This is a genomic window from Hartmannibacter diazotrophicus, assembly GCF_900231165.1.
GTDB classification, from domain to species: Bacteria; Pseudomonadota; Alphaproteobacteria; order Rhizobiales; family Pleomorphomonadaceae; genus Hartmannibacter; species Hartmannibacter diazotrophicus.
Genome location: NZ_LT960614.1, coordinates 3466716 through 3490652, shown reverse-complemented (window position 1 = coordinate 3490652; position 23937 = coordinate 3466716). Strand labels below are relative to the sequence as shown.

Below are 23937 nucleotides of genomic sequence, written 5' to 3'. Positions count from 1 at the left end.
ATGGGGCGAGTGTCCGGCCGTCAGCCACTGGCGGCAACAGGTCCAACGGCGACGGCCATGAAGTAGGTCTTGCCGCGGAACTGAACGTCAGCGAGGCGCACATCGAATGTCTCGCCATCCACAGTGGCCCAATAATCCGATCTTGCTGTCAGCAGCACCGGGCAGGCGTCGATCTGCGTGAACCTGTCGTCGATGCCGCAACCGATTGCCTTGGCGATTGCCTCCTTGAATGTCCAGACCCTGGCGATCTGGCGCGCCCGGGCGTCGACCGGCAACCGGCGAAGAAGCGCTTCTTCCCGGGGCGATATACCGAAGGGCATCGGTTCGTCGATGTCGCCGGGCATCGGCTCGATATCGATCCCGATCTCGCGCGACCGCGTGAGGGACATCGCAATGCAGTCGTCGGCGAACGAAAGGTTGAACCGGATTTCGGGCAGACCCGGCGCGACCGCCGGCTTGCCATGCGCTCCGAAGACGAAACGCCATTCCTCGGGCCTGAGCGCGCCTTCGGCGTAGCGCGTCAGCGCCTGGCGCAACAGGCAATGTGCGGCGGCATACCGGCGGCGCGTCGCGCCATGCCGTATCCGGGCGAGGCGGCACTTTTCCTGCTCGCTCAAGATAGTCGCGCCTCTCGTCATCTCGAAGGCGTCGTCGACGGCCAGCGTCAAGACCTCGACGCCGTCAAAGGGGTGGAGGATGCGGGCGACGGATGGAATGTCGTTCAATCACGCCGCCCTTTCGTGAGGCACAAGAGAGGGCGCGGATGGCGCTTCCTCGGGTGCCGGAGGCTGTGCGGTCTCCGCCCTGGCCGCGTTTGCTGCGTTGACCACTCTTGCCGGATTGCCGATCCAGATGCTGCCGGGATCGGGCTGTTCTCCCTTCATCAGGAAGGCGTTCGGCCCCAGCATGGTGCCGTCGCCCATCGAGACGCCGTAGTGCACGAAGGCCGAGGAGGCGATAGTGCAGTTGCTGCCGATCCGGACCTGGTCGGACTTGAAAAGGCCCTCCTCAAGGGAATGAGCCTGCAGGATGCAGCCGGCATTGAGATTGGTCAGGTCGCCGATCGTCAGCAACGTCTTGTCGAAAAGATTGGCGCCGTCGTCGAAGACCATCTTGCCGATCCGGACGCCAAGCAGCCTGGAAATCACATTCTTGAACGGGGTGCCCGCGAGCGCCTGCGCGAAGGGATGGGCGCAGAATTTCCAGTGCCGCTCGTGGAACAGGAAATAGTCGTCGTAAAGACCCACCGTGCGCGATTGCAGCCGGCCGAAACCGAGGCTCGCGCGCTCGGTCACCAGCCAGAAGGTGGCGTGCACGGCGAGCATGACCGGCAGCATCGCGGCCTCCACCAGAGGAATGTGATCGGGATAGTGCAGCACGACGGCGGTCATGAGAAAGAACAGGAGGAACCCGACCAGCCATTGCGCCATCAGATAGAGCGCCATTGTCGTCAGGTTGGCCTTGTTCTTCTTGTGCAGGAGCTTCGGGTCGACTTCACCAGCCGACGGGCTCGCCTGCCGGTCCCGATCGACAATGCGGGGTATCTCGAAACAGGGCGAGCCCAAGAGCCCGGTGTTCTCCCGCAGCTTGCCGTCGATCGGGACCATGGCCTTGGTTGCAATGAGAAGATTGGCGCCGGTCCGGCTGGCGGCGGGAAAGAAGATCCGGTTGCCGAGATAGCTCCGCTCGCCAATGTGAACCGGCCGCAGCCGAAACGATGAGCTGGAGAATTCGGCGTTCGCCGCAGTGAGACCGTCCGAGACCATGGCGCGATGGCCGACGCTGCAGAGGAACGGCTCCTCGTGGCGCTGTTCGAGGCCGAAATTGGAGCCGGTCTGATGCACCTTATTGAGGCGATAGCCGACAAGCCTCAGGTAGTGGACGATAAAGGAGCTGTCGCCGAAGACGGTGTTGAGAAACCGGGAGTTGCTGGCGACCTCCACGACCCTGTGCACGAAGTAGTGCCAGCCAAACAGGGGATATTCGCGGCCTTCTTCCAGAAGATGCCGGGCAATCCGCGGGACGAGTGCAACAGACGCAAACTGGAAGATCATGACCGACGCGAAGATCAGCGCCGCCGTTGCCGCGATCGACGGCGCAGGATCGAAGATGTCCGACCAGGGCAGGGGGGCGGTTCCGTGTCCCATCGTCGCGTGTTCATAGCCGGCCTCGGCGAAACTGAAACTCACGCCGACGATCAGCGGAAGAACGACGAACACCTGCAGGCCGCTGGTCAGCGCTGTGTAGGCCCAGCGCCGGAACGCCGAGCATTGCCGTCCCTCAAGCGGGCAGTAGGTCGTTTCCGTCTCGATGGCGGGCGTTCCGTGAAAGCGCTTGCCGGCGGGGATTTCCTGGCCGCGGCCAAGGCAGGACGAGTGCCCGAGCTGCGATCGGTCGCCCATCCGGGTATCCGGCTCGATGACGCAGGCCGAGCCGACGTAGGCGTTGCTGCCGATCCGGATCGATCCGATGTGGATGATGTTGCCTTCCGCGTAGTAGCCGGGCAGCAGGGTGTCGCGGCGCACGAAGGTGTCGTCACCGACGCAGAAGAGGTCGGTGCAGACCGGCGCCGGGCTCTGGATGACGCTGTTCCTGCCGATGCGGGCGCCGAGAAGCCGAAGATAGAGATTATAGAGCGGCGTGCCGCGATAAAGGTTCATCGGAGAGGCCCGCATCAGCAACTTGACGAGCCAGAAGCGGAAGTAGCGCCAGCTCCAGACCGGGATGCTGGACGGTGTCCACCGACCGACAAGGAGCCACTTGGCGGCGATCGGAAACAGCGCCCCGGTCCAGAGAACCGCGAGGAGAAGCAACTCTGTTCGCACATAGAGCGTCCGCTGGTCGCCCTTCGCCTCATGAACCCATTCCGCGCCTTCCAGGACAAGCGCCACCGTGCCGCACCCGAGAGCAAGGAGCGTGGCGAGTTGCAGCGCACCGCATGTGCAGTATTGCAGGCGGCTCGGAACATGGTGCTCGATAGAAGGGACGATGACCTTTTCCGATGCATCGCTGTCCGCCAGATGGGTCGCCAGCCGCTCGATGGTCGGGTGCTCGTAGATCTCGCGCATCGACAGGCTTTCCGCGCCGCGAATGCGCCGGGCGACGGTGCAAAATCTCGCCATCAGCAGGGAATGGCCGCCGAGATCGTCGAAGAAATTGTCGGAAATCGAGATATGCGGCAGCTTCAGGATGTCGGCCATTCGTGTCGCCAGCTCCCGTTCCATAGAGGTTCTTGGCGCCTTGTATTCCGTCTCCCCCAGTGATCGGGGGCCGGAGGGGACGGGAAGGCTCCTGCGATCCACCTTGCTGGCGGATGTCATGGGAATGGTCGGCAGGCGCTCGTAATAGGCGGGCACCATGTAGGCGGGCAGCCGCTCGCGCAGTTGCGCCCTGATTTCGGCGGCGCTTACCTCCTCAAGGCCTGACCTGATCACATAGTAGGCGACGAGTTCGACCTCGCCGGCTTCGGTTGCGAACGTGCCGACGGTGGCCTGGGATACCTGCGGGACGGCGAGCAGGACGGCCTCGATTTCACCGAGCTCGATGCGGTATCCGCGGATCTTGACCTGCGTGTCCTTGCGGCCAAGGTATTCGATCTCGCCGGCGTCGTTGTAGCGGCCGAGATCCCCCGTCCTGTAGATGCGGTGCGAGGGATTGGAGGGAAGGCTCGCGAAATCGGGAACGAACTTGGCGGCCGTCAGATCGTCCCGGTTCAGGTAACCGCGTGCGAGGCCGATCCCGGCAATTCCGATTTCACCGACGTCACCCGCGGGCACCAGTTCCGGCCGGTCTTCGGCCAGAATGACGATGGTATAGCTTGGAAGCGGACGGCCGATCGTCACAGGCCTGCCGGGATGGAGTTCGGTGAGCGTGGCGGTCACGGTGGCTTCGGTCGGACCGTAGGCATTCAGAATGGTCCTGGACGGGCTGTGCCAGCGCCGGACCAATTCCTGCGGACAGGCTTCGCCGGAGACCAGCAGGATGCGCAGGTCCGGCAAATCCTGCTCGATCGTCGCAAGCAGGGTCGGCACGCAGCAGAGGACGCTGATCCGCTGGTCTTGGAGAAAGGTACCGAGGTCCTCGCCGACGAGGTTGCTGCACGCAGGGGCAGGCACCAGCGTCGCGCCCGAGAACAGGGATACCCAGATCTCTTCCACCGAGAAATCGAAGGCGAGGGTCAGGCCCTGATAAACGCGGTCGCCCGGCCTCATACCGTAGGTCTCGGCCGCGACGCGAACGAAATTGCAGATGCTCGAATGCTCGATCGCCACGCCCTTGGGCCGGCCCGTCGTGCCGGACGTATAGATGATATACGCCAGTTCGTCGGTCGGCGCTTCGCGGTCCCCGGCAGCGATGCGGGCCGGCGAGCATTGCGCGATGGCCGTACGCTCACGGTCGAGCACGATCAGGCGCTGCGAAATGCGCGACAGCCGGTCCGCATGTCTGGCGAAGGTCACCACGGCGCTCGCACCGGCGTCCTGCAAGATGAAGTCGATGCGGTCGTCGGGAAATACCGGATCGAGCGGGACATAGGCGGCATTGAGCTTCAGGACCGCCAGGATCGATGCATAGGCCTCGATCGAACGGTCCAGAAGCAGGGCGACCCGGTCGGCCTGCCGAATTCCGCGGCTGGCGAAATGCCGGGCCATTCGGTTGGCGAGATCGTCCAGATCGCGATAGCCGTGGCTCGCGCTGTCGTCGATTACCGCCGGATACCGGTTGGTGCCGAGGGCTTCGATGCGGTCGCACTGGTCTTCCCAAAGGTGATCGAGCCGTTCCCCGGCCGTCCAGCGAATCCTGGAATCCTGAATTTTGCCTGCGAACATGGACCTGCCCCTCCCGCTCCACGCACAAGGGGTCATGCGGCCAGCCCCGGATCGGGACCCGGGACCGGCTGCACGACAGCCTTCTTTGGAAGCGTTGCCCGCGGCCGTGACCGCCCGGGCTGTCAGCCGATTGTTTTTCTTTTTTCAGTGACGTGTCGCGCGACTGGTGTGGGCGACATGAAGCGGCGTCGGTCTCGGCCGAACGGGGCTCTTTCTGGCACGCCTTGCCGTTGTGCGGCCCCCCGGCGAGCCGATCACGGTGTCGACGGCCCAGCCGATGATGTCCAGGCCTTCGTCAAGCTGCTCCGGCGGCGTGTTGAGCGGCATGAGGAACTTGACGACCTCGTCGCGGGGGCCGGAACGCTCGATGATGAGACCCTCGCGGTAGGCGAGCGCGCAAACGGCGGCCGCTTCGTCCGGCTCGGCGAACAAGAGGCCCTTCATCATGCCCCGGCCACGCACTTGCGGCATGGCTTGCGGATATTTGCCGGCGATCTCATGCAGGCGCTCGTCCAGATGCGATGCCTTCTCCATGATCTCCGAGGCGAAGCGCCCGTCGCTCCAGTACTGATTGAGCGCGGCGGTGGCGGTGACGAAGGCGTGATTGTTGCCGCGAAAGGTGCCGTTGTGTTCGCCGGGCTTCCAGATGTCGCATTCCCGCTTCATGAGCACGACGGCAAGCGGAAGACCGAGCCCGGAGAGAGACTTCGAGAGCGTCACGATATCGGGCGTGATGCCTGCTTCGGTAAAACTGAAGAAGCGCCCGGAGCGGCCGCATCCGGCCTGGATATCGTCGACGACCAGCAGGATCTCCTGACTGCGGCAGAAGGCTGCCAGACGCTGCAGCCAGCCGATGCCGGCTGCCGTCAGGCCGCCCTCGCCCTGGATCGTCTCGACGAAGAAGGCCGCGGGCTTGTCGATCCCGCTGCATGGCGAGCCGACCAACCGTTCGATATAGTCCATGGTATCCACGCCGGGGCCGAAATAGCCGTCGTAGGGCAGGGACGTGGCCCCCTGGGCCGGCAATCCGGACGCATTGCGGAAATGCGGATTGGTCGTCAGCGAGAGGGCCCCCATGGTCACGCCATGAAAGCCGTTGGTAAATCCGATGACATTCGTGCGACCGGTGAACTTGCGGACGAGTTTCAGGGCCGCCTCGATGGCATTCGTGCCCGTCGGCCCGGTAAACTGAACGACGTAGTCGAGCCCTTCGGGTCGCAGGATCGTGCTGTCGAATGTCTCGAGAAACCGTTGCTTGGCGCTGGTGTGGAGGTCGAGGCTGTGGGCGATCCCGTCGCCCTCGACATAGGAGAGCAACGCCTCCTTCAAGGGCGGATCGTTGTGGCCGTAATTGAGCGATCCCGCCCCGGCCAGAAAGTCGAGATACCGGCGGCCGTCGCCGTCCCAAATCTCGGTGCCGACGGCGCGCGTAAAGATGGCGGGAAACGTGCGGGCGTATGAACGCACGCCGGACTCGCGCCTCGTGAATATGCTTTTGCTGTCTTGTCGACTTTGCTGATCTGCGTTTCTGAACATCGCCGCGCTCCAGGATTGATGCCGATACGGGCATTCTTGTTGCGCGCCGCAGCCACAGAGGTGCCGGACTCATTACGCGTACATTTGATGAGGCGCCTTCATGGCGTACGGCGCGAAGTCTACTCGCGCTCTTATACCCACACCAAAATCCGTGCCTTCTTCCCGCAATGGATCGGATGATCGGACGGATGCGTATTGCTCCGGGCATCGTTCACCGCATCATCGCGCGATGTCCGAAAACTCCATCGGAGCAGTTCTGTTTTTACGAATGATGACTGTTCGGCACGATCCAGTCTGCCGATTGAAAAGCGATTTCGGAGTGAAACGGGCCCAGAACCGGCTCCAACAGAGCCTTTCCCCGACGCGCCGGACAAACTCGCCCAACAGACCGTCGTGGCCCTCTACTCTATAATGAAAGGATCGATTGCCTCCCCCGTGAAAGACTTACCAACAAAAGGCCATTTAATCAATAAGTTTTTCTGTAATGTTAGAAAATTGTAAGTATTTATAATCAAATAAACGTTTAAATATCTGTGATGTCTTGGGAGTTTGCATTGATGGCCATCAATGAATTTTCGTGAATATATTCGCCTTGCTTTCTGTCCTTAGTACCTGATTTCAATCCACAATCGGGTTCTCCGCAGCACGGTCCCGCACCGGAGCTTCGGCGCGTTGCCTCCCTGTCCGCTCTGTTCACGTTTTATGGCCTGACGGCGCCATTCCCATCGCCGCCATCAGCCTGTCGGTGTCAAGGGCCGGAACGAAGCGTCCCTTGCGCCCGGTGACCGGTGTTGCGGCGAGCATCGCATTGAGAACGGCTTCCTCGACGCAATCGACGACGCCCATGAACATCGGGTCGAGACGGTCGTTGGAGAGGGCGTCCAGCTTGAACCTTGGAGGCTCGGGCAGGGGGCCTGGATCGTTCGCGGTGGAGACGGCGAGGAAGATGTCGCCGGAGTTGTTGCCGGACGGTGTGCCGCCACGGCCGATGCCGATGGAGGCGCGGCGGGCGAGGCGGTCGAGCTGGGTCGGCAGCAGCGGGGCGTCGGTCGCCAGTACCACGATGATGGAGCCACGCTCGGCCTCGTAGATGCGGTTTTCCGCCATCTGCTCGCCGACCGGCTTGCCGCAGACGGTCAGCCAGGGGCGGAGGCCGTGGTTGGCCTGAACGAGGCAGCCGAGGGTGTAGGTCTCACCACCGATGGTGACCTCCCGCGACGATGTGCCGGTGCCGCCCTTGAACTCGTAGGCGATCATGCCCGTGCCGCCGCCGACCGAGCCCTCGGGAACCGGTCCTCCTGCGGCGTTGTCGATGGCAGCGAGCACGTGATCCTCAGTGACGTGGAAGCCGGCGATGTCGCTCAGATAGCCGTCATAAGTCTCGGCAGCGACGGGCAGCACCCAGACGTCCTCGCCGACGACATCAGGGAAACGCCGTGCCATCCATCGCGCGCTCGCGTGGTGGGCGATCCCGATGGAAAAGGTGTTGGTGATAGTGACGGGGCCGGTCATCCATCCGGCCTCCCGGATCCAGTGAACGCCGGTCATCTCGCCGTTGCCGTTCATGGAAAAGCTTCCGGCCCAGCAGGGGTGGAGCAGATCGGCCGACGGGCGAGGCAGGATGGCGGTGACGCCGGTATGAATGCCCTGACCTTCGTCCTTCAGCGTCGTCATGCCCACCGTGAGGCCCGGCACGTCCGTGATGGCGTTGTCGGCCCCCGGCGTTCCCTGCAGCGGCAGGCCAAGATCGCGGGCGCGGGGCCGTTTTTCCGATTGTTCGTGCATGATCGTGGCAAGGTCCATCGGGATGACAATCCCATCGCAGCACGGCCACCCGTCACCGAACCGCATTAAGGCTCGTCACCGAATTCCTCTTCGTCGGCGACAAGAATATCGTAGATTTTCGCGGCCGCGCTCGCAGGAGGCAAATGGCGCACGGGGTATGTTCGTTGTCGCCCGAGGCCCAGGCCACGGCTTCTTCCAGTTCCTCGAGTTCGGCGTCGCACTCGAGGATTTCCTGGATTTTGCGCTCGGGCAGTGCGCCGCACACTCGCCTGATGTCCTGCGTCGATACGCGCGCCATCGGACCCTCCTCCGTCTTCCCTCAGGTTCACACGGGCAATCGAAGAAAGATCGCTCGTGAACAGGGTCATTGAGGCATGGTCCAGGCGCTTCGGCATTGAGGGTCGTCAAAGACCCCCGCAGGAAAAGGGACTGATATCGGACCTTCGGCCGGTCGCGCACGACACCGGCACGGGGCCGGTCAGGCCGGGCCGGATTCTGCGTGGGCCATCGCCTTCAGGGCCGTCTGCATGGCAAGGACAGGCGGCAGGGTTCGGCTTCGTCCCCCCGTCTGGTTGTTCTGAAACCGCAGACGATATTCGTTAGGGCTGACGCCAATCGTCTTGGCGAAGGCGCGGCGCATGGCGCTGACGTCGCCGAAGCCGCAGGACGTCGCGATCCGCTGCAATGGCTGGTTCGTGTCCTCCAGCAACCGCCGCGCCGCGTCCGTCCTTGCCGCAGCGATGAAGTCCACCGGCGTGATCCCGAGTTCCTGGCGAAACACGCGTCCGAAGTTGCGCGTGCTCATGCCGACCTGCTGGGCGATCGTATCGATCGCCAGCGAACTGCCGAGATGGGAGAGGATGTATTCCTGGGCCTTCTGAATCAGGGTCGTCTCGGACATCTGGCCAACGAGATGTGCGCTGAACTGCGACTGGCCGCCCGGCCGCTTCATGAACATGACCATGTAGCGCGCCACGATGAGGGCCACCTCCCGGCCATAGTCTTCCTCGACCAGCGAGAGGGCGAGATCGATGCCAGCCGTGACGCCGGCCGCTGTGATCAAGGCGCCATCCCGCAGGAAGATGGCGTCGGCGTCGAGCTGGATATGCGGAAAGTCCTTGCTGAATTTCGGGGCGCATTCCCAGTGCGTCGTGATCCGCTTGCCATCGAGGAGGCCGGCGGCGGCGAGCAGGAACACCCCGGTGCAGATCGAGCCGTATCGCCTGACGGTGGGAACCCTGCGCCGCAGCCAGTCGATGACCTCCTGATCGACCTCCTGAAAGGAGGGATCGCCGGCGACGAGCAGCGTGTCGATCGGCTCGTCGGGATCGAAGATCGTCCGGTCGGCCAGAAAGCGCAGCTGCCCGGTGCCGCCGATGGATGCGGCACCGGTCGACATGATCTGGATGTCGTATTTGCTCATGTCGCCGAGACGGCGGGCAGCTTCCCAGAAAACCTCTGCCGGCCCTACGATGTCGAGTGACTGAACGCCCGGCGGAGCAAGGATCACAATGCGCATGGGACCTCCCTTCAAAGCCTGAGACAGATTGGACTTACCGTGAGAACAGCGCTTTGCCACCTGCCGGCCATTACACAGGCCGGCAGGTGGTTTTCGGTGGTGCCGGGCGGACGTCAGGCCGCCTGGATCAGGCGTGTTTCGAGCAGCGGGCTCCGGCCAATGCCGCGGAGAGACTTGGCGGCCGCAAGCACGGCGAGGTCAGCAAGAGGCTCGATGGCGATGACCAGCATATAGGCCGCGCCGAAGCTGCCGACGGCCGCCAGGTTTTCGATCGAGAACCCTTGACCATAGAACGCCCAGAACGCGACCCATGCAACAATGCCGGCCTGATAGGCGGTCGAAATGGCCAGCGCCTGACGGTATTTCAAGTCGACATAGGGCGTCGAGGGCGCGATCAGCCGGTCGGCGAGGGCGGAGACGGCAAAGAGCGGCACAAGCAGCGTTGTCATGTTCATGCCGTATTGCGGCAGATCGAAGGAGGCAAAGAACAGCCCCTGGATGAGCAGGCCCAGCGCTAGGCCGAAGGCTGCCGGCGCGGCGCCGAAGAGCAGGAACAGCGTCGAGCCGAGGATGAGGTGCACTTCGGAAACGCCCACCGGATAGTGCGGCAGCAGTTCGAAGAAGGAAAAGACGAGCGTTGTCGCGAGCGCGGTCCGGCCCGCGAAGGAGACCAGCCCGCGTTTGACGATGGTCGAAACGCCGAGCTTCAAGGCGTGGATGCCGGCGGCCGCGGCCGTCGCGTAGCTGAGGACGATCTTGGCTCCGTCAACGAGCCCTGGTTCGATGTGCATGATCTTATCTCCGTAAACTGTCGGGAATGGCGAGCGCTGCCCGGGTCAGGCGAGAGCCGGGAAAGCGGGAAGTTCTGCCGGGTCGACGAGGCCGCATTTGACGACCGCGCGTTCAAGGGCGCTCAGGAACTGGTCGTAGTAGTTCCAGGACGAATGGTCGTCCGGATGGGCCTCTTCCCATTCCCTGATCGAGGCGATCAGTTCGTCGCGGAAGTCGTCCCACTCGAAGAACCCGTCCTTCGCCAAGGCGAGAGCCATCCCGAAGGACGAACGCTCCCAATCGGACCCGAAGCACAGGGTTCCGTTCGCCCGAGGCGGGCTGTCGGGGTCGCCGAGCATCTCGGTGACGGCGAAATGCTCGAACTGCGTGAGCATGGACATGGTTCACGCTGCCTTGGCGACGGCGACGCCCATCATCGCCTCGGGCGTGACCAGCGCCTCCAGTTCGCTCTCCGACAGGCCTTCGGTGCCTTCGGGCCGCTCCGGGATGACGAACCAGCGGATCTGGGCGCTGGAGTCCCAGACCTTCACTTCGATGTCCTCGGAGATCGGCAGGCCGAATTCAGCAAGAACGGCGCGGGGTTCGCGGGCGGCGCGGCTGCGGAAAGTCGGGTCCTTGTACCAGTAGGGCGGCAGACCCAGAACGGGCCAGGGATAGCAGGAGCAGAGCGTGCAGATGATGAGGTTGTGAATGCCGGGCGCGTTCGCCACCGCGCGCATGTGCTCGCCCTCGGCGCCCGCCATGCCGTCCGGCAGGTCGAGTTCCGCGATGGCCTTGGGCGTATCGGCGACGAGGCGGTCCTTGAAGGTCGGGTCGAGCCATGCCCGTACGACGATCTTGGCGCCGTTGAAGGGGCCCATCTTCGTTTCGAAGAAGTCGAGCACGGTGTTCACGGACTTGTCGGTGATGATGCCCTTTTTGATCAGGAGCGCCTCCAGGGCGCGCACCCGGGCCGCACTGTAGGCCTCGCGGTCACCCCGATATTTGAAACGGTCATCCATTGGTCTTTCTCCCTGAGGCTCGGATCAGGCGGCCTTTGCGGTCTCGTCGTCCGCAGGCGCCTCGACATAGGTTGCGTAGAGATCGGCATAGAGCGTGAAGTTCGGCTCGGCGTTACCGGGCCAGAGCACGTCCGGGTCGAAGGCAATGCAGTAGACGGGCATTGCCGGACCGATGCCGTCCGGCCCCGTGTCGCAGAGGTAGACGTAGGTGCCCTCGTAGACGGTCTCGATCGTGCCGGTCTTGCCGCGCAAGAAGCCGGGCAGGCGCGTGTGCTCGACGCTTGGAACATTGCGGATCGAGACCGTGTCGCCGACCGCCAGGTTGGTCTCGGTCATGTCGCTGCGCTTCGGGCTGTCGCCCTCGACGAGATACTGGATGATCCGCTCGTCGATCGCGCCGTCGCCGCCGTCCGGAAGGGGCTTGGCCGGGTCGGCGTAATATTCTTCCGTCAGGGCATCGAGTTCCTCGGCCGTGATGTAGCCGTTCTCGATGAAGTAGCCGGAGATGCCGCCGAGCCATTTCTCGTAGTAGCGGAACTTGAAATAGTCGAAGGGATTGAGACTTTCCGCGCCCTTGCGCAGATCGGCCCAGGTCCAGACCGTCTTGAAGGTCGAGGGCGTTTCGGGGAGCGGCAACTGGGTCGACAGCGCCATCATCGCCGTATGGATGCCGAAGATGCGGGTCTCCCAGGGTTCGACAAAGACGCGGGTTTCCGTCCAAACCGGCCCGAGACCCTCAAGGCCTCCGAGATAATGCTGAAGTTTCATGTCGGGTTCTCTCGTTGGAAGTTGGATGAGGAGCCAATCGATCGATCGGGATCGATCGCTGCCGCTCAGGCTGCTGCGGTCTTCTTCGACGTGAGCATCTGGGTGCCGAGTTCGGAGACGTAGCCGAAGGCTGCGCCGAGCAGCATCGCCGCCATTGCGACAAGCGTCGGATGCTGGATCCCGGTCGTGAAGATCGAGGTGCCGGTCGCGGCCGTCGTGCCAACGAAGGAGGCGAAGCCGAACACGATGGCGGGCGGGAAATTGAGAAGGCCGAAGTTGGCCGCGAACACCATGGCCGAGGTGCCGAGGCCTACGAGGATCGCGGCGAAGACCGGCGTTGGCGGACCGGATGCAATGATCAGAAGTGTGAGGCTGGCGATCAGGATGCCGGTCCAGTTTCTGGCCACGGACTTCACGAAGCCCTGGGTTCCCCCTCCGCAGGCAAAGAAGGACGCCCAGGCGATGAAGGTGACCCAGACCGGAACGGGAAAGACGGTGGCGGTGATGTAGGTGTCGATGGCGCCGAGAACGCCGAGGCTGACCATGGCTGCGACAAGCGGGGGCATGGGACGTCTCCTTGGGGTTGAGAGGGAAGAGGTCAGGAGGCGAGGGCAGGCATTTGGGCCATGCAGCCTGAAAAACCGTCTCGGAGCATCGCTTCATCGAGATTGCGGCCGATGAAGACGATTTCATTGAGCCGCCGGTCGCTTCCCCAAGGGCGCCCCGGACGGCCCTCCAGCGTCATGTGGACGGCGTGGAAGACATAGCGGCGCGGCTCGCCGGAAAAGTTCAAGACGCCCTTCATCCGGAAGAGATCGGCGCCGATGTCCTGGGTCAGGCGAACGAGCCAGCCGTTGAAGGCTTTCGGATCGAGCGGGGCCGTTTCGCGGATGGCAATGCAGCCGACGCTCTGGTCGTGCTCATGCTCGTGGTCTTCCAGTATTTCCGGATCGATCGCGAGGATGTTGCGAAGGTCGAAGGCGCCGATGTCGAGAAGGCCCTCCCGTTCGACGTCGCAGGCCTGCGTGCGCTTGATCCTGGCGATCGGATTCATCCGCCGAAGCAGCGTCTCCGTCTCCTCAAGGCTTTCCGGTGAAACGAGATCCGACTTGTTGAGGAGCAGGACGTCCGCAAAGCTGATCTGCTCGACCGCTTCATCCTGCGAGAGCTGATTGGCGACATGGCGGGCATCGACCACGGTGACAATGGCGTCGAGTTCGAGCCTTGCCGACAAGGTCTCGTCCAGCACGAAGGACTGGATCACGGGGGCAGGGTCGGCGAGCCCCGAGGTCTCGATGATGAAGCGGTCGATTATCCGGCCGGACGCCAGCAGCTCCGTGATCGCGGTGATGAGGTCGTCGCGAACGGCGCAGCAGATGCAGCCGTTGTTCAGTTCGATCACGTTGTCCGTCGTTCCAACGACAAGCTGGCCGTCGATCCCGACCTCGCCGTATTCGTTGACGATGACGGCGATCCGCTCGCCTTCGGATTGGGAAAGGATGTGGTTGAGGAGCGTCGTCTTTCCGGCGCCCAGAAAGCCGGTGATGATGGTGGCCTTTGTCCTGCGCATGCCATTCTCCTTCGGCCAGGACGCACGTCCCCGTTCCCGGCGATGGCCGGGTCGAGGCGCTCGGCGCCCGACTGATTTTTCGAGAAGTCGCTGCTATCGAGCAGCGCGTACGTAGGATTACAGGCCAAACGGCGTCAGTGCACAACGCCGCTCATAGTACATTTTCCGCCAAATGAAGCCCAAAATGCGCCAATTTCCAAAGCGCGATTTCAAAAGCCTATGCGATAGTCAATATGACAATAAAATAAGCATGTTATGACCATCTTATGGGCGAAACGGGTGGGCCAATTCTGGCGTTTTCCTTCGGTCGTCATTGCGGATGTCAGAGACCCATCGCCTTCAGTTCCTGCAGGGGCGGGATCGTCTCGTACATGTGCGGGTCGAGCCTGTCCCACAGGATGCCGCAGGTGGGCTTGTGCGGGCTTTCGACCGCGATCGTGCGCGTCGGCGTGAAGATGACGTCGGCGACGGTGTCGTAGACGTCCGGAACGAGTTTTTCGTCGAGCACCTGGCAGTCGTGGACGACGGCAGCCGACGGCGTTTCGACCGAAATGCGGCCGAGTTGGTAGAGCATGCCCCATTCGGCGTCGAAAAAGCCGTGACCCTTGCCGAAGCGCACGCCCTCCAGGTTGATGGCGCCGGTGCCGGTGACCATGTAGTCGACCGTCGGCATCTTCTCGATTTCCTTCAGCGTCAATGGCTTGCCGACGCGCTCCATGCCGTCGAGGGTCGAGGCGTAGAGGTAAAGGTCAGGCGAAATCAGCGCCGGGTCGAGCAGCCAGAAGCCGCGCTTGATGGAATAGGTGGTCATCAGCACGGTCTTGCCGTCCTGCAGCGCGCGCAGGCGCAGGCGGTCGAGGCAATTGTCCGGCGTGATGAAGATATAGTTCGAGTTCCGGTAGAAGTCGTGCGCGACGAGCCGCGCGACGGCCTCCTCGCCGCCCTCGAAGTCGGCGATAAATTCGCCGAAGTCGAAGTGAAAGCGGCTGTCCGGCACCGCCACCTTGCGCAGTTCGCTCCAGACGCGTTCGCGGACGGAACTCTTGTGGTCGATGACATCCATAGCGTTGGTTCCCTGATTTTTTGACGGGATTGGTTTCATGAGCCGCCTATGCCTTTGTCGGTGTCATCCCCGGCGAGCCGAGCAACGCGAGGCGAGGGAAGGGGATCCAGAAGCAAGCCGAAGATCTCATTGGCCGATTTCTGGATTCCCTTCTCCTCGGTCCTGCGGACCTCGGCCGGGAATGACATCATCCGAATGTCGGTATTGCGTGCCATCGGCATCATTGAGCGGGCGCCATGCCGCGCCGCGCGAGGACGCGCGTCTCGACGGCGACGACGATCTGATAGAAGGCGACGGAGATGAGCACGGAGACGACGGCGACGGACCAGATCATTCCGTAGTCGAGATAACCGCGCGACTGGTTGAGAAGGTTGCCGAGGCCGGTGCCCGTCGCGAGCCATTCGGCGATCATCACGCCAAGGAGGGCACGCGGCACGGCAAGGCGCGTTGCGGCGAAGAGATAGGGCAGGGACGCCGGAATCGAGACGAGCCGCATCTGCGCGAGCGGACTTGCGCCATAGGCGCGGGGCACGTCGAGGGCCGCGTGCGGCACCATCGAAAGGCCCTGCGCCATCGTCACGAAGGCGGGAAAGAAGGTGACCGAGACGGTGATCCAGAGGATGACCGAAGGCCCGCGCCCGAGCATCAGGACGAGCAGGGGCGTCAGGGCCACGAGCGGCATCGTCTGGGTGACGAGCGCCACCGGCATGAAGCCGCGGATGATCGCCGGATAGAGTACGGACGAGAGCGCGAGCAGGAAGGCGAAGCCAAGGCCGAGCGCCATGCCGATCAGGGTCATGGGCAGCGTTTGGGCAAGGGCTGCCAGCAGCTTCGCCTGCGTCACCACCGAGTTGGGCGCAAGGAACAGATAGGCGAAGAGATCGACCGGGTTCTTGGCGATCATCGCTGGCGTGCCCATCGCGATCAGCACCAGCCACCAGAGGGCGAAGGGCAACAGGATCGAGGCGGCGACAATCGCGATCTCGCCCGCCGTGAACTTGCTGCCGGCTGCGCTTGCCGGCGGGCTCGCGGGCACCGTCACGGCCCTCGACGAGCCGGTGAGGCGCGACGCGATCACCGAGAAGAGCGCGTATGCGAGGCCGGCCATGGCGGTCGCCATCAGGCCGATGCCCCAGAGCCGGTCCGGCTCGGCGCGGCCGAGCGAGCCGATGAGATAGACGCCGAGGCCGTGGCGTCCGCCGCCGCCGAACTCCGCCAGAATCGAGCCCAGAACCGCATTGGGCGCGGCGATCCTGAGGCCCGCGAGGATCGAGGGCAGGGCGCTTCTCGCCTGCACGAGCCTGAGCGTCGGCCAGCGCCCGCCGCCATAGGCGCGCACGACGTCGATGGTGCGCTTGTCGGTCTGGGAAATGCCCGTGACCGTCGCCGTCATTGTGATGAAATAGCAGGCTATGGCGGCGAGGATGATGCGCGGCGTCATGCCGGAAAAGGTGATGACGAGGATCGGCGACAGCGCGATGGGCGGCAGGGCGAAGAGAGCGACGTTGACGCCTCGGAACAGCCGGGCCGCGAGGGGAAAGAGCGCGAAGACGGCGCCGGCGGCAATCGCCAGCAGGTTGCCGATGAGAAAGCCCGCGCTTGCCCCCTGAAGCGTCGCAAGGATGTGGTCGGGATAGTCGGCGCGGTCGATCCAGAGCCGCCAGAGCACGCTGGAGGGCGCGGGCAGCGCGCCGCCGGCGACGAGCTTCAGCCGGCCGAGGATTTCCCAGGCGGCGAGCAGGACGATCCAGTTGCGCAGCGTGGCGTGTTCAGGCCCGGTCAGCCGGGTCCAGAGGTTCGACGCAACCGAGGTGACGTTGCCGGCCAGCGCGTCAGTGCCCATCGAGCGCCTCCGCCACGTCGGCCTCCAGGCGGTGGAACTCGGGGCTTGTGAAAATGTCGGGATGGCGCGGACGGGGTAGAGGAATGTCGATGATGCGCCCGATGCGGCCCGGCCGGCTCTGCATCACGACGACCCGGTCGGCGAGGAAGACGGCCTCGTCGATGCCATGGGTGACGAGAAGGGCGGTTGCCCCGCTTTCCATCCAAGTGCGCTGCAATTCGATGTTCATCTGACGGCGCAGGATCTGGTCGAGCGCGCCGAAGGGTTCGTCGAGGAAGAGCACCTGCGGGTGGGTGACGAGCGAGCGGGCGATGGCGACGCGCTGGCGCATGCCGCCGGAGAGTTCGCCCGGCAAGGCCTTCTCGAAACCGGCAAGGCCGACGAGGCGGACGAGTTCGGCCACCGTCTCCCGGTGGGACGCGCGCGAGCGTTTGAGCACGTCGAGCGGCAGCATGATGTTGTCTTCCACGCTGCGCCAGGGCATCAGGGCGGCATCCTGGAAGGCAACGCCGGTGACGCCGCTTTTGGCGGCGTCCTGCGGTGCCTTGCCGCCAACGTAGACATGGCCGGCATCGGGCGTGTCGAGCCCGAGGGCAAGCCGGAGCATCGTCGACTTGCCGCAGCCGGACGGCCCGATGAGCGCCGTGAAGGAGCCCTCCGGACAATCCAGCGAGACATTGTCGAGCGCCTGCACGGTGGCTCCGCGGCCCTGGAAAGACCGCGAAACGCCTGTGAGCGCGATGCCGGCCGCGGGCATCAGCCAACCTCTTCCATGACGGTGGTGTCGAAATGCTCGCGCTTGGCGGCGATGCCGACGGCTGCGAGCGCCTTGATATTGGCCTCGATCGCCTCCTCGCTCATGGAGAAGATGCCGCCGGGTGCCTCCATGAGGGGCTTTTGGGCGGTGTTGAAATAGACCTCGTTCTCGATGGAACGGCCGGTGCCCTTGAACCAGCTGTCGGCGAACTGTGGCGGATAGACGGTCGTGTCCTTGAAGTTCTCTGTCCAGCCCTTGGCGCTTGCCTTCAGGAAGGCGACGATCTCCTTGCGCTTTGCCTTCAGCGTCTCCTCGGTCACGACGACCGTGTCGTTGAAGATGGTGAAGCCGAAGTCGTAGAGCAGGAAGGAGGTGGCCTTTTCGCCCGCCTGCTCGATGGTGAAGGGCACGTTGGTGGTGAAATCGAGCGAGGCGTCGATCTCGCCCTTGATCAGCGGCGTCGGATCGTAGGCGTAGGGGACGATGTTGACCTTGTCGCGGTCAATGCCGTTCATCTTCAGCATCGCTTCCACCGAGATGACGTTGACCGGCGGCACGGCCAGCGTCTTGCCGATGAGTTCCTTGGGGCTGTTGATCGGGTTCTTGGCCAGCGAAACGATGCCGATGGGGTTCTTCTGGTATTGCGCGCCGATGATCTTGAAGGGCGCGCCCTGCTCGGTGATCGCCTTGATGGTGGTGTCCGGCGTCGTCAGCGTCATGTCGGCCTTGCCGGCGATCAGCGTGCTTTCGGGGATCACGTCCGGGCCGCCGGAGGCATAGGCGAGGTCGAGGCCCTCGTCGGTGTAGTAGCCCTTGTCGGCGGCAACGAAATAGCCGGTGAACTCGGCGTCGTTGATCCAGGAGGCCTGGAAGGCGAAGGGCGTTGCCGCACGGGCCATGCGGCCTGCGAAGGGCAGGGTGGAAGCGGCGGCGGTGAGAGACAGGAAGCGGCGGCGGTCGAGCGTCATGGTCATGGCATCAGGCTCCGTTGCTTGAGGCGTGGGTCGGCGTAAGGTCTTGTTCTGTCAGGCGATGCCCCGCATGCGGGCGAGTTCCCGCAAGGGAGGGGTGTCGGCAATCTGCTGCTTGGTCACGAGGTCCCAGCGGACACCGCGAGGCCTTTTCGACTGGCGGTCGACCCGGATGAGCCCGGTCGGGGTCGCGATCATGTCGATGGCGATGTCGGTCTCGCTGGCAAAGAGCTTGTCGTCCACCACCTGGACATCGTGAACGATGGCGGCGACCGGCGTCGTTTCCTGCATGAGCCCGAGATCGGTGAACATGCCCCATTCGAGGTCGAAATAAATGTGGCCCTTGCCGAAGCGCACCCCGTCGGTGGAGACGGCGGACGCGCCCGTGACGGCAAAGTCGAAGCGGCCGATCTCGGCGATTTCAGCCAGCGTCACCGGCCTTGCGAAATGCTCCATGCCGTCGAGCCATGCCGCATAGAGTTCGGCGCCTTCCGGCACCCGACCCGGTTCCATCAGCAGAAAGCCGCGGCGGATGTTGTAGGTCGACATCACGAAGGGCATGCCCGCCGCGATCATCCGGCGCCGGAGATCGACGAGCGAGTTGTCGGGCGTCACGAAAGCAAAGCGGCTCTCCTTGAAGGCCGCCTCCGCCACGATGCGATCCGTCGCGATGTCCGATCCCTCGAAATCGGGAATGACATCGGAGAACTCGAGGTGCAGGCGCGTGTCGGGCCTGGCGACCTCCTTCAGTCGCTCCCAGATGCGCTGACGGATGAGACCCGATTGCGACATGCTGCCCCTCGTTTCACTGTTTCATCATCATGAAACTCATGTTTCATTATTGCAAGGGGGGTGCTAGTCTTTTTTGATGCTGGTCCGCCGAATCTAGGATCCCTTGATGGCTTCGCGTCTCGTCTTGAGAATTCAGGAACGCTATTCCCGCCTGACGGCCGGCGAGCAGAAGCTGGCCCAGCTCATTCTCGACCGGCAGGACGACATCCTCACCCATTCGGCGACCGAGATCGCGGAAATGGCCGGCGTTTCCAAGGCGACGGCGGCGCGCTTCTTCCAGCATCTCGGCTATGCCGACTTCAACGAGGTCAAGCTGCAGGCGCGCGAGGAGCGCAACACGACCGAGCCTTACGAGTTCTCGGTCACCAAGTCGGAGCAGATCGCGCTCGGGCGGACCATCGGCGCGCATCTGGAACTTGAGCTGAAGAATCTCACCAAGACCTTCGAGGAGCTTCGCTCCGATACGGTGCGGGAAGCGGCTGAGTTGATCGCCGATGCGCCGCGCGTCTGGGTCCTCGGGCTCGGGCCGGAGGAGGGATTTGCCCGCTACGCGCGCCTGCTGTTCGCGCGCCTGCGCCACAGCGTCATGATCCTCGGCATCAACCAAGGGTCTTGGGCCGAAGATCTGGCCATGACCGGGCCGAAGGACGTGCTGCTGCTGATCTCCCTGCCGCCGAGACCCTCGATCCTGAAATCGATCCTCTCCTATGCAAGGACGAGCCGGCTCAATGTGGTGACGATCACCGACCGGACCTCGATGCTGGACCTGCAGCGTTATTCGAAGGTCGTGCTGCCCTGCCATGTGTCGAGTTTCGCGCTCGGGGCGTCGCATACCGCCATCGGCAGCGCGATCCGGCTTTTGGCGCTGACCTACGCCGCCCATGCGGGCAAGCCGGCGCAGCAGCGCGCCGAAATCATCGACGGCCTGCACGAGGAACTCGGCGACATCGACTGATACCGAAGCGGAGGCAGGCGATCCGCTTTGCGCAAACTCTCAGATCGTCTCGCCACCGTCCGCCACAATGGCTTGGCCAGTGATATAGGACGAGCGATCAGAGACGAGGAAGAGGATCGTCTCGGCGATTTCCTCGATGCTTGCCCAGCGGCCCATGGGCACCTTTTCGGCGATATACGCCTCGATGGCCTCGCGTCCGCCCATCTGGCGAATGAAGGGGTCGTTGAAGGGCGTATCGACCCAACCGGGGCAGAGCGCATTCACGCGGATGTTGAAGCGGGCATAGTCGGCCGCGATCTGGCGCGTCATGGCAACGACGGCGTGCTTGGACGTCGTGTAGGCGATCATCTCGCGGTCGTAGAAGACGCCGGATGAGGACGAGGTGTTGAGGATGACGCCCTTGCCCAGTGCCCGCATGGCCGGCATGACCAGGCGGGCGCCGATGAAATGGGCCCGCACGTTGACGGCCAGCGAGGCGTCGAATCCCTCGACCGAGACGGATTCCAGGGTGCCTTCCACCTGAATGCCGGCGTGGTTGTGCAGGATGTCGATCCGTCCGTGCCTGCCGCGCACATCCTCGACGAGGGTGGCCATGGCCTCGTCATTTGTGACGTCGATGCCCTTTGCCTCGGCGCTGCCCCCGGCAGCCGCAATCATATCGACCGTGTCGCGTGCGCGCTCCAGATTGCGGTCGACGACAACGACGTGGGCCCCCTCGCGCGCCATGATCTGGGCGCCGCCCTGGCCGATGCCGGAGCCGGCACCGGTGACGATCGCCACGCGGTCTTTCAGGATCATCGATTATTCCCCGGAGGTTCTTGATTTTTGACGGGCGAGGAGCGCCTGGGCGGAAAAGACTGCGACCAGCGAGACCATCAGCACGATCGTGGCGATGGCGTTGATCTCGGGCGTGACGCCGCGCCGGATCGAGGAGAAGACGTAGATGGGCAGTGTCGTCTGCGTGCCGGCGACGAAGAAGGCGATGATGAAATCGTCGAAGGAGAAGGTGAAGGCGAGCAGGAAGCCGGCGAGGATGGCCGGGAAAATCTGCGGCAGGACGATGGAGCGGAAGGTGGTGAAGGGCGTTGCGTAGAGGTCGCTCGACGCCTCGATGAGATCCCTCCCGAGGCTTGCTAGCCGGGCCTTCACGATCATCGCCACCAAAGCCATGGAAAAGAGCGTGTGGGCGGCAATGATGGAGCCGTAGCCAAGGCCGAGCTTCAGCGGCTTTTCTCCCGGCCAGAGCGAAGCGATCAACGGATTGACGACATCGAAGACGGCAACGAGCGCAACCAGCGTCGCGATGCCGATGACGACGCCCGGCACCACGATGGCCGCGGCAAACAGCATGTCGAAGATGGCCCGGGACCGCCTGCCGAGCCGGGGCAGCCCAAGGGCTGCGGCTGTGCCGAAAACGGCTGCAAGGGTCGCGCTGGTGAAGGCGATGACGAGGCTGTTCTGCAGGGCCGAGACGAGGAACGGATTGGCCAGCGCCTTGCCGTACCATTGTATCGAAAAGCCCGTGATCTCGCTGGCATGCCGGCCGGCATTGAACGAGAAGAGCACGATCAGGGCGATCGGCGCGTAAAGGAAGACGTAGACGGCGATAACGAGGGCGCGCATCAGACAAGATCCGCCTGGCGGGCGCCGGAGAGGCGGTTGGTCAGGGCGTTGGTCGCCATCATGATCAGCACGACGAGCACAACGAGCGAGACGGCAATCGCCGATCCGAAGGGCCAGTTGCGCGATTGCAGGAAAAGATCGACGAGCGCATTGCCGAGGAAGAAGACCTTGCCGCCGCCAAGCAGCGCGGGGATGAGGAACTCGCCCATGAGGAGGATGGTGACGAGCGAAAAGCCTGCAAAGACACCTGGCAGGGATAGCGGCAGCGTGATGTCGAGAAAGGTTGAGACGGGACGCGCGCCGAGATCGGCTGAGGCTTCGAGAAGACGAAGATCCAGTTTCTCAAGGCCGACATAGATCGGCAGGATCATCAGCGGCAGGTAGCCGTAGACGATGCCGAGAAGAACGGTGCCGGGCGTGTTGAGCAGGATGTGGTCGCCAAGGCCGAGCCACTCCAGCAGCGCCGGAAGGCCGCGTCCGCCGAGGATATACATCCACGCGTAGGTGCGCATCAGAAGCGATGTCCAGAAGGGCACGACCACGAGCGCCAGCAACAGCATGCGGCGCTTTGGAGACGCCTTGACGGCGAGATAGTAGGCGAAGGGATAGGCGACCAGCAGGCAGGCGAAGGCGCCGAGCGGCGCCATGATCAGCGTGTTCCAGTAGGCCTTCGCCCGGGCGGGAAGGTTGAGGTACTGGTCGAGCGTGAAGGCTGCCGCATAGCCGCCGGCTGGCCCGCGTTCGCCGACCGAAAAGACCAGAATGGCGATGAAGGGCAGCACCAGAAAGGCGAACAGCCAGATGGCGGCCGGCGCAAGCAGGGCGCCCGTGACGAGGCCTCTTCTGGACGTCTCTTGAGCCATGAAGCGATCCTTGGGGGGACGGAACGGGCGCCGTGCAGCGGGGCCGTCCTTTGGGCGGTCCCGCTGCACGGACGATGCATTACGCCGACTTGAAGCGGGCCATCAGCTCCGCGCGGCCCGGATCGGTGAGGGTCGCGGCGGCGCCGAACTCCAGCGGCGTCAGCAGTTCCTTCGCCGGGTAGACGATCGGGTTGTCGATGATCTCCTTCGGCAGCAGCGGCGTCACGCGGCTGTCGGTGGAGGGATAGCCGTGCGCGATGACTTCCTTGGCGTTGATCTCCGGCGTTTCGAGATAGTTGATCAGCGCGTAGGCGGCCGGCTTGTTCGCCGCTTCCTTCGGGATGGCGTAGAAGTCGGTCCAGATCTCGCCGCCTTCCTTGCCGAGGACATATTCCATCTCGGGAAGATCGCGGTTGAGCTGGGTGCCGTCGCCGGTCCAGCACATCGACATCCAGGCATCGCCGTTGCGCAGCGGCGGCTGGTAGTCCGAGTTGATCGCATAGAGATGCGGCTTGACCTCGATCAGCAGCTTCTCGGCATCGGCCAGTTCCTTCGCGTCAACCGAGTTGAAGGAATAGCCGAAATATTTCAGCGCATTGCCGATGGTCGTGAGCTGGTAGTCATGCACCATGACGCGGCCCGAGGCCTTGTCCTTGGTGATGTCCCAGAATTCCTTCCAGGACGTCATGCCCTTCGGCAGCTTGTCGGTGTTGACGACGAAGCCGGTCGTGCCCCAGTTCTTCGGAACGGCATAGACGGTGCCGTCGACCGTGCCCTCGTGGGTGAAGCGCTGGTCGTTGCTGCCGGCGTCGTATTTCGACAGTTGCGACAGGTCCAGCGGATCGATGAGACCCAGCTTGGCGTAGGTCGAGATCGTGTAGTTGGTCGGCACGAAAACGTCCCAGCCCGAACCGCCGGCCTGGAGCTTGGCCAGCATCTCCTCGTTGGAGCCGAAGACATTCACCTCGACCGCGCAGCCGGTCATCTCGGTGAAGGCGGCGAAGTTCGCCGGATCGTGGTAGTTCGGCCAGGTGGCGAGCGAGACCTTGTCGCCAAGGTCGCCGGCGAAGGCCGGGTTGAAGCCAAGGCCGGTCTCACGGGCGAAGACCGCGGTCGCAAGGCCGAGGCCGGTGACGCCGAGGAAGTGGCGCCGGCTCACCGAGCCGCGCTTCCAGCGCATCAGTTCATGCACGAATTGGTCGGGCCGGATCGGCCGGTTGTCGTCTGATCTGGACATGTGAACCCCTCGTTCTGCTCTTGGTGACCAGTCTTT

22 protein-coding genes are annotated in these 23937 nt (G+C 63.6%); 1 reads left to right on the top strand and 21 read right to left on the bottom strand.

Features of this window, described 5'->3' with window-relative positions; translation table 11 throughout:
• Nucleotides 1-20: 20 nt before the first annotated feature.
• The 17 genes from HDIA_RS16295 to HDIA_RS16210 form a co-directional block, all read right to left on the bottom strand.
• A complete protein-coding gene (locus tag HDIA_RS16295) occupies nucleotides 21-725 on the bottom strand; it encodes a 4'-phosphopantetheinyl transferase family protein (RefSeq protein WP_099557121.1) in 705 nt (234 codons plus the stop codon).
• Nucleotides 726-4826 (bottom strand): Pls/PosA family non-ribosomal peptide synthetase, encoded by a 4101-nt coding sequence (locus tag HDIA_RS16290; RefSeq protein ID WP_162292659.1) that lies wholly within the window; start codon nucleotides 4824-4826, stop codon nucleotides 726-728. It lies immediately after the preceding gene.
• 144 nt (nucleotides 4827-4970) lie between these two features.
• Nucleotides 4971-6362: a diaminobutyrate--2-oxoglutarate transaminase gene (gene ectB / locus HDIA_RS16285; protein ID WP_099557119.1), complete on the bottom strand. Its 1392-nt coding sequence runs from the start codon at nucleotides 6360-6362 to the stop codon at nucleotides 4971-4973.
• Nucleotides 6363-7055: 693 nt separating this feature from the next.
• A complete protein-coding gene (locus tag HDIA_RS16280) occupies nucleotides 7056-8165 on the bottom strand; it encodes a DmpA family aminopeptidase (RefSeq protein WP_173796253.1) in 1110 nt (369 codons plus the stop codon).
• 34 nt (nucleotides 8166-8199) lie between these two features.
• Entirely contained in the window at nucleotides 8200-8445 is a 246-nt protein-coding gene (locus HDIA_RS16275) for a hypothetical protein (RefSeq protein WP_099557117.1), read from the bottom strand.
• A gap of 180 nt (nucleotides 8446-8625) precedes the next feature.
• Nucleotides 8626-9666 carry a GlxA family transcriptional regulator gene (locus HDIA_RS16270; RefSeq protein ID WP_099557116.1) on the bottom strand — a complete coding sequence of 347 codons (1041 nt, stop codon included), beginning with the start codon at nucleotides 9664-9666 and terminating at the stop codon, nucleotides 8626-8628.
• 113 nt (nucleotides 9667-9779) lie between these two features.
• The gene (locus HDIA_RS16265; RefSeq protein WP_099557115.1) at nucleotides 9780-10457 is read right to left on the bottom strand and encodes an energy-coupling factor ABC transporter permease; all 678 of its coding nucleotides are present in this window, start codon (nucleotides 10455-10457) and stop codon (nucleotides 9780-9782) included.
• 45 nt (nucleotides 10458-10502) lie between these two features.
• Nucleotides 10503-10832 carry a nitrile hydratase accessory protein gene (locus HDIA_RS16260; RefSeq protein WP_099558951.1) on the bottom strand — a complete coding sequence of 110 codons (330 nt, stop codon included), beginning with the start codon at nucleotides 10830-10832 and terminating at the stop codon, nucleotides 10503-10505.
• A 9-nt stretch (nucleotides 10833-10841) separates the two neighbouring features.
• Complete coding sequence (gene nthA, locus HDIA_RS16255; RefSeq protein ID WP_099557114.1) at nucleotides 10842-11459, bottom strand: nitrile hydratase subunit alpha; 618 nt, start codon at nucleotides 11457-11459, stop codon at nucleotides 10842-10844.
• Nucleotides 11460-11483: 24 nt separating this feature from the next.
• Nucleotides 11484-12227 (bottom strand): nitrile hydratase subunit beta, encoded by a 744-nt coding sequence (nthB, locus tag HDIA_RS16250; RefSeq protein ID WP_099557113.1) that lies wholly within the window; start codon nucleotides 12225-12227, stop codon nucleotides 11484-11486.
• A gap of 65 nt (nucleotides 12228-12292) precedes the next feature.
• On the bottom strand, nucleotides 12293-12793 hold the full coding sequence (locus tag HDIA_RS16245; RefSeq protein ID WP_099557112.1) for a DUF1097 domain-containing protein: 501 nt from the start codon (nucleotides 12791-12793) through the stop codon (nucleotides 12293-12295).
• A 32-nt stretch (nucleotides 12794-12825) separates the two neighbouring features.
• Complete coding sequence (locus HDIA_RS16240; RefSeq protein WP_099557111.1) at nucleotides 12826-13797, bottom strand: CobW family GTP-binding protein; 972 nt, start codon at nucleotides 13795-13797, stop codon at nucleotides 12826-12828.
• Nucleotides 13798-14119: 322 nt separating this feature from the next.
• A complete protein-coding gene (locus HDIA_RS16235) occupies nucleotides 14120-14860 on the bottom strand; it encodes a 5-formyltetrahydrofolate cyclo-ligase (protein WP_099557110.1) in 741 nt (246 codons plus the stop codon).
• A 220-nt stretch (nucleotides 14861-15080) separates the two neighbouring features.
• On the bottom strand, nucleotides 15081-16703 hold the full coding sequence (locus HDIA_RS16225; protein WP_099557108.1) for an ABC transporter permease: 1623 nt from the start codon (nucleotides 16701-16703) through the stop codon (nucleotides 15081-15083).
• Nucleotides 16693-17460: an ABC transporter ATP-binding protein gene (locus HDIA_RS16220; RefSeq protein ID WP_099557107.1), complete on the bottom strand. Its 768-nt coding sequence runs from the start codon at nucleotides 17458-17460 to the stop codon at nucleotides 16693-16695. The genes HDIA_RS16225 and HDIA_RS16220 overlap by 11 nt, the downstream gene beginning before the upstream one ends.
• Nucleotides 17460-18434, bottom strand: a complete 975-nt coding sequence (locus tag HDIA_RS16215; protein ID WP_099557106.1) for an ABC transporter substrate-binding protein — start codon at nucleotides 18432-18434, stop codon at nucleotides 17460-17462. Before HDIA_RS16215 ends, HDIA_RS16220 begins: the two co-directional genes overlap by 1 nt.
• Nucleotides 18435-18485: 51 nt before the next feature.
• Complete coding sequence (locus HDIA_RS16210; protein ID WP_099557105.1) at nucleotides 18486-19223, bottom strand: 5-formyltetrahydrofolate cyclo-ligase; 738 nt, start codon at nucleotides 19221-19223, stop codon at nucleotides 18486-18488.
• A 106-nt stretch (nucleotides 19224-19329) separates the two neighbouring features.
• Here HDIA_RS16210 and HDIA_RS16205 point away from each other — a divergent pair, with 106 nt between their 5' ends.
• Nucleotides 19330-20178 carry a MurR/RpiR family transcriptional regulator gene (locus HDIA_RS16205; protein WP_099557104.1) on the top strand — a complete coding sequence of 283 codons (849 nt, stop codon included), beginning with the start codon at nucleotides 19330-19332 and terminating at the stop codon, nucleotides 20176-20178.
• Nucleotides 20179-20217: 39 nt separating this feature from the next.
• On the opposite strand, the gene HDIA_RS16200 is transcribed toward HDIA_RS16205, so the two are convergent.
• From HDIA_RS16200 to HDIA_RS16185, 4 genes are all read right to left on the bottom strand, one after another.
• Nucleotides 20218-20976, bottom strand: coding sequence for an SDR family NAD(P)-dependent oxidoreductase (locus tag HDIA_RS16200; RefSeq protein WP_099557103.1), 759 nt, complete (start codon nucleotides 20974-20976; stop codon nucleotides 20218-20220).
• Nucleotides 20977-20979: 3 nt separating this feature from the next.
• Entirely contained in the window at nucleotides 20980-21801 is an 822-nt protein-coding gene (locus HDIA_RS16195; RefSeq protein WP_099557102.1) for an ABC transporter permease, read from the bottom strand.
• Complete coding sequence (locus tag HDIA_RS16190) at nucleotides 21801-22664, bottom strand: ABC transporter permease (protein WP_099557101.1); 864 nt, start codon at nucleotides 22662-22664, stop codon at nucleotides 21801-21803. Before HDIA_RS16190 ends, HDIA_RS16195 begins: the two co-directional genes overlap by 1 nt.
• A 79-nt stretch (nucleotides 22665-22743) precedes the next feature.
• The gene (locus HDIA_RS16185) at nucleotides 22744-23901 is read right to left on the bottom strand and encodes an ABC transporter substrate-binding protein (RefSeq protein ID WP_099557100.1); all 1158 of its coding nucleotides are present in this window, start codon (nucleotides 23899-23901) and stop codon (nucleotides 22744-22746) included.
• Between the last annotated feature and the right edge of the window lie 36 nt (nucleotides 23902-23937).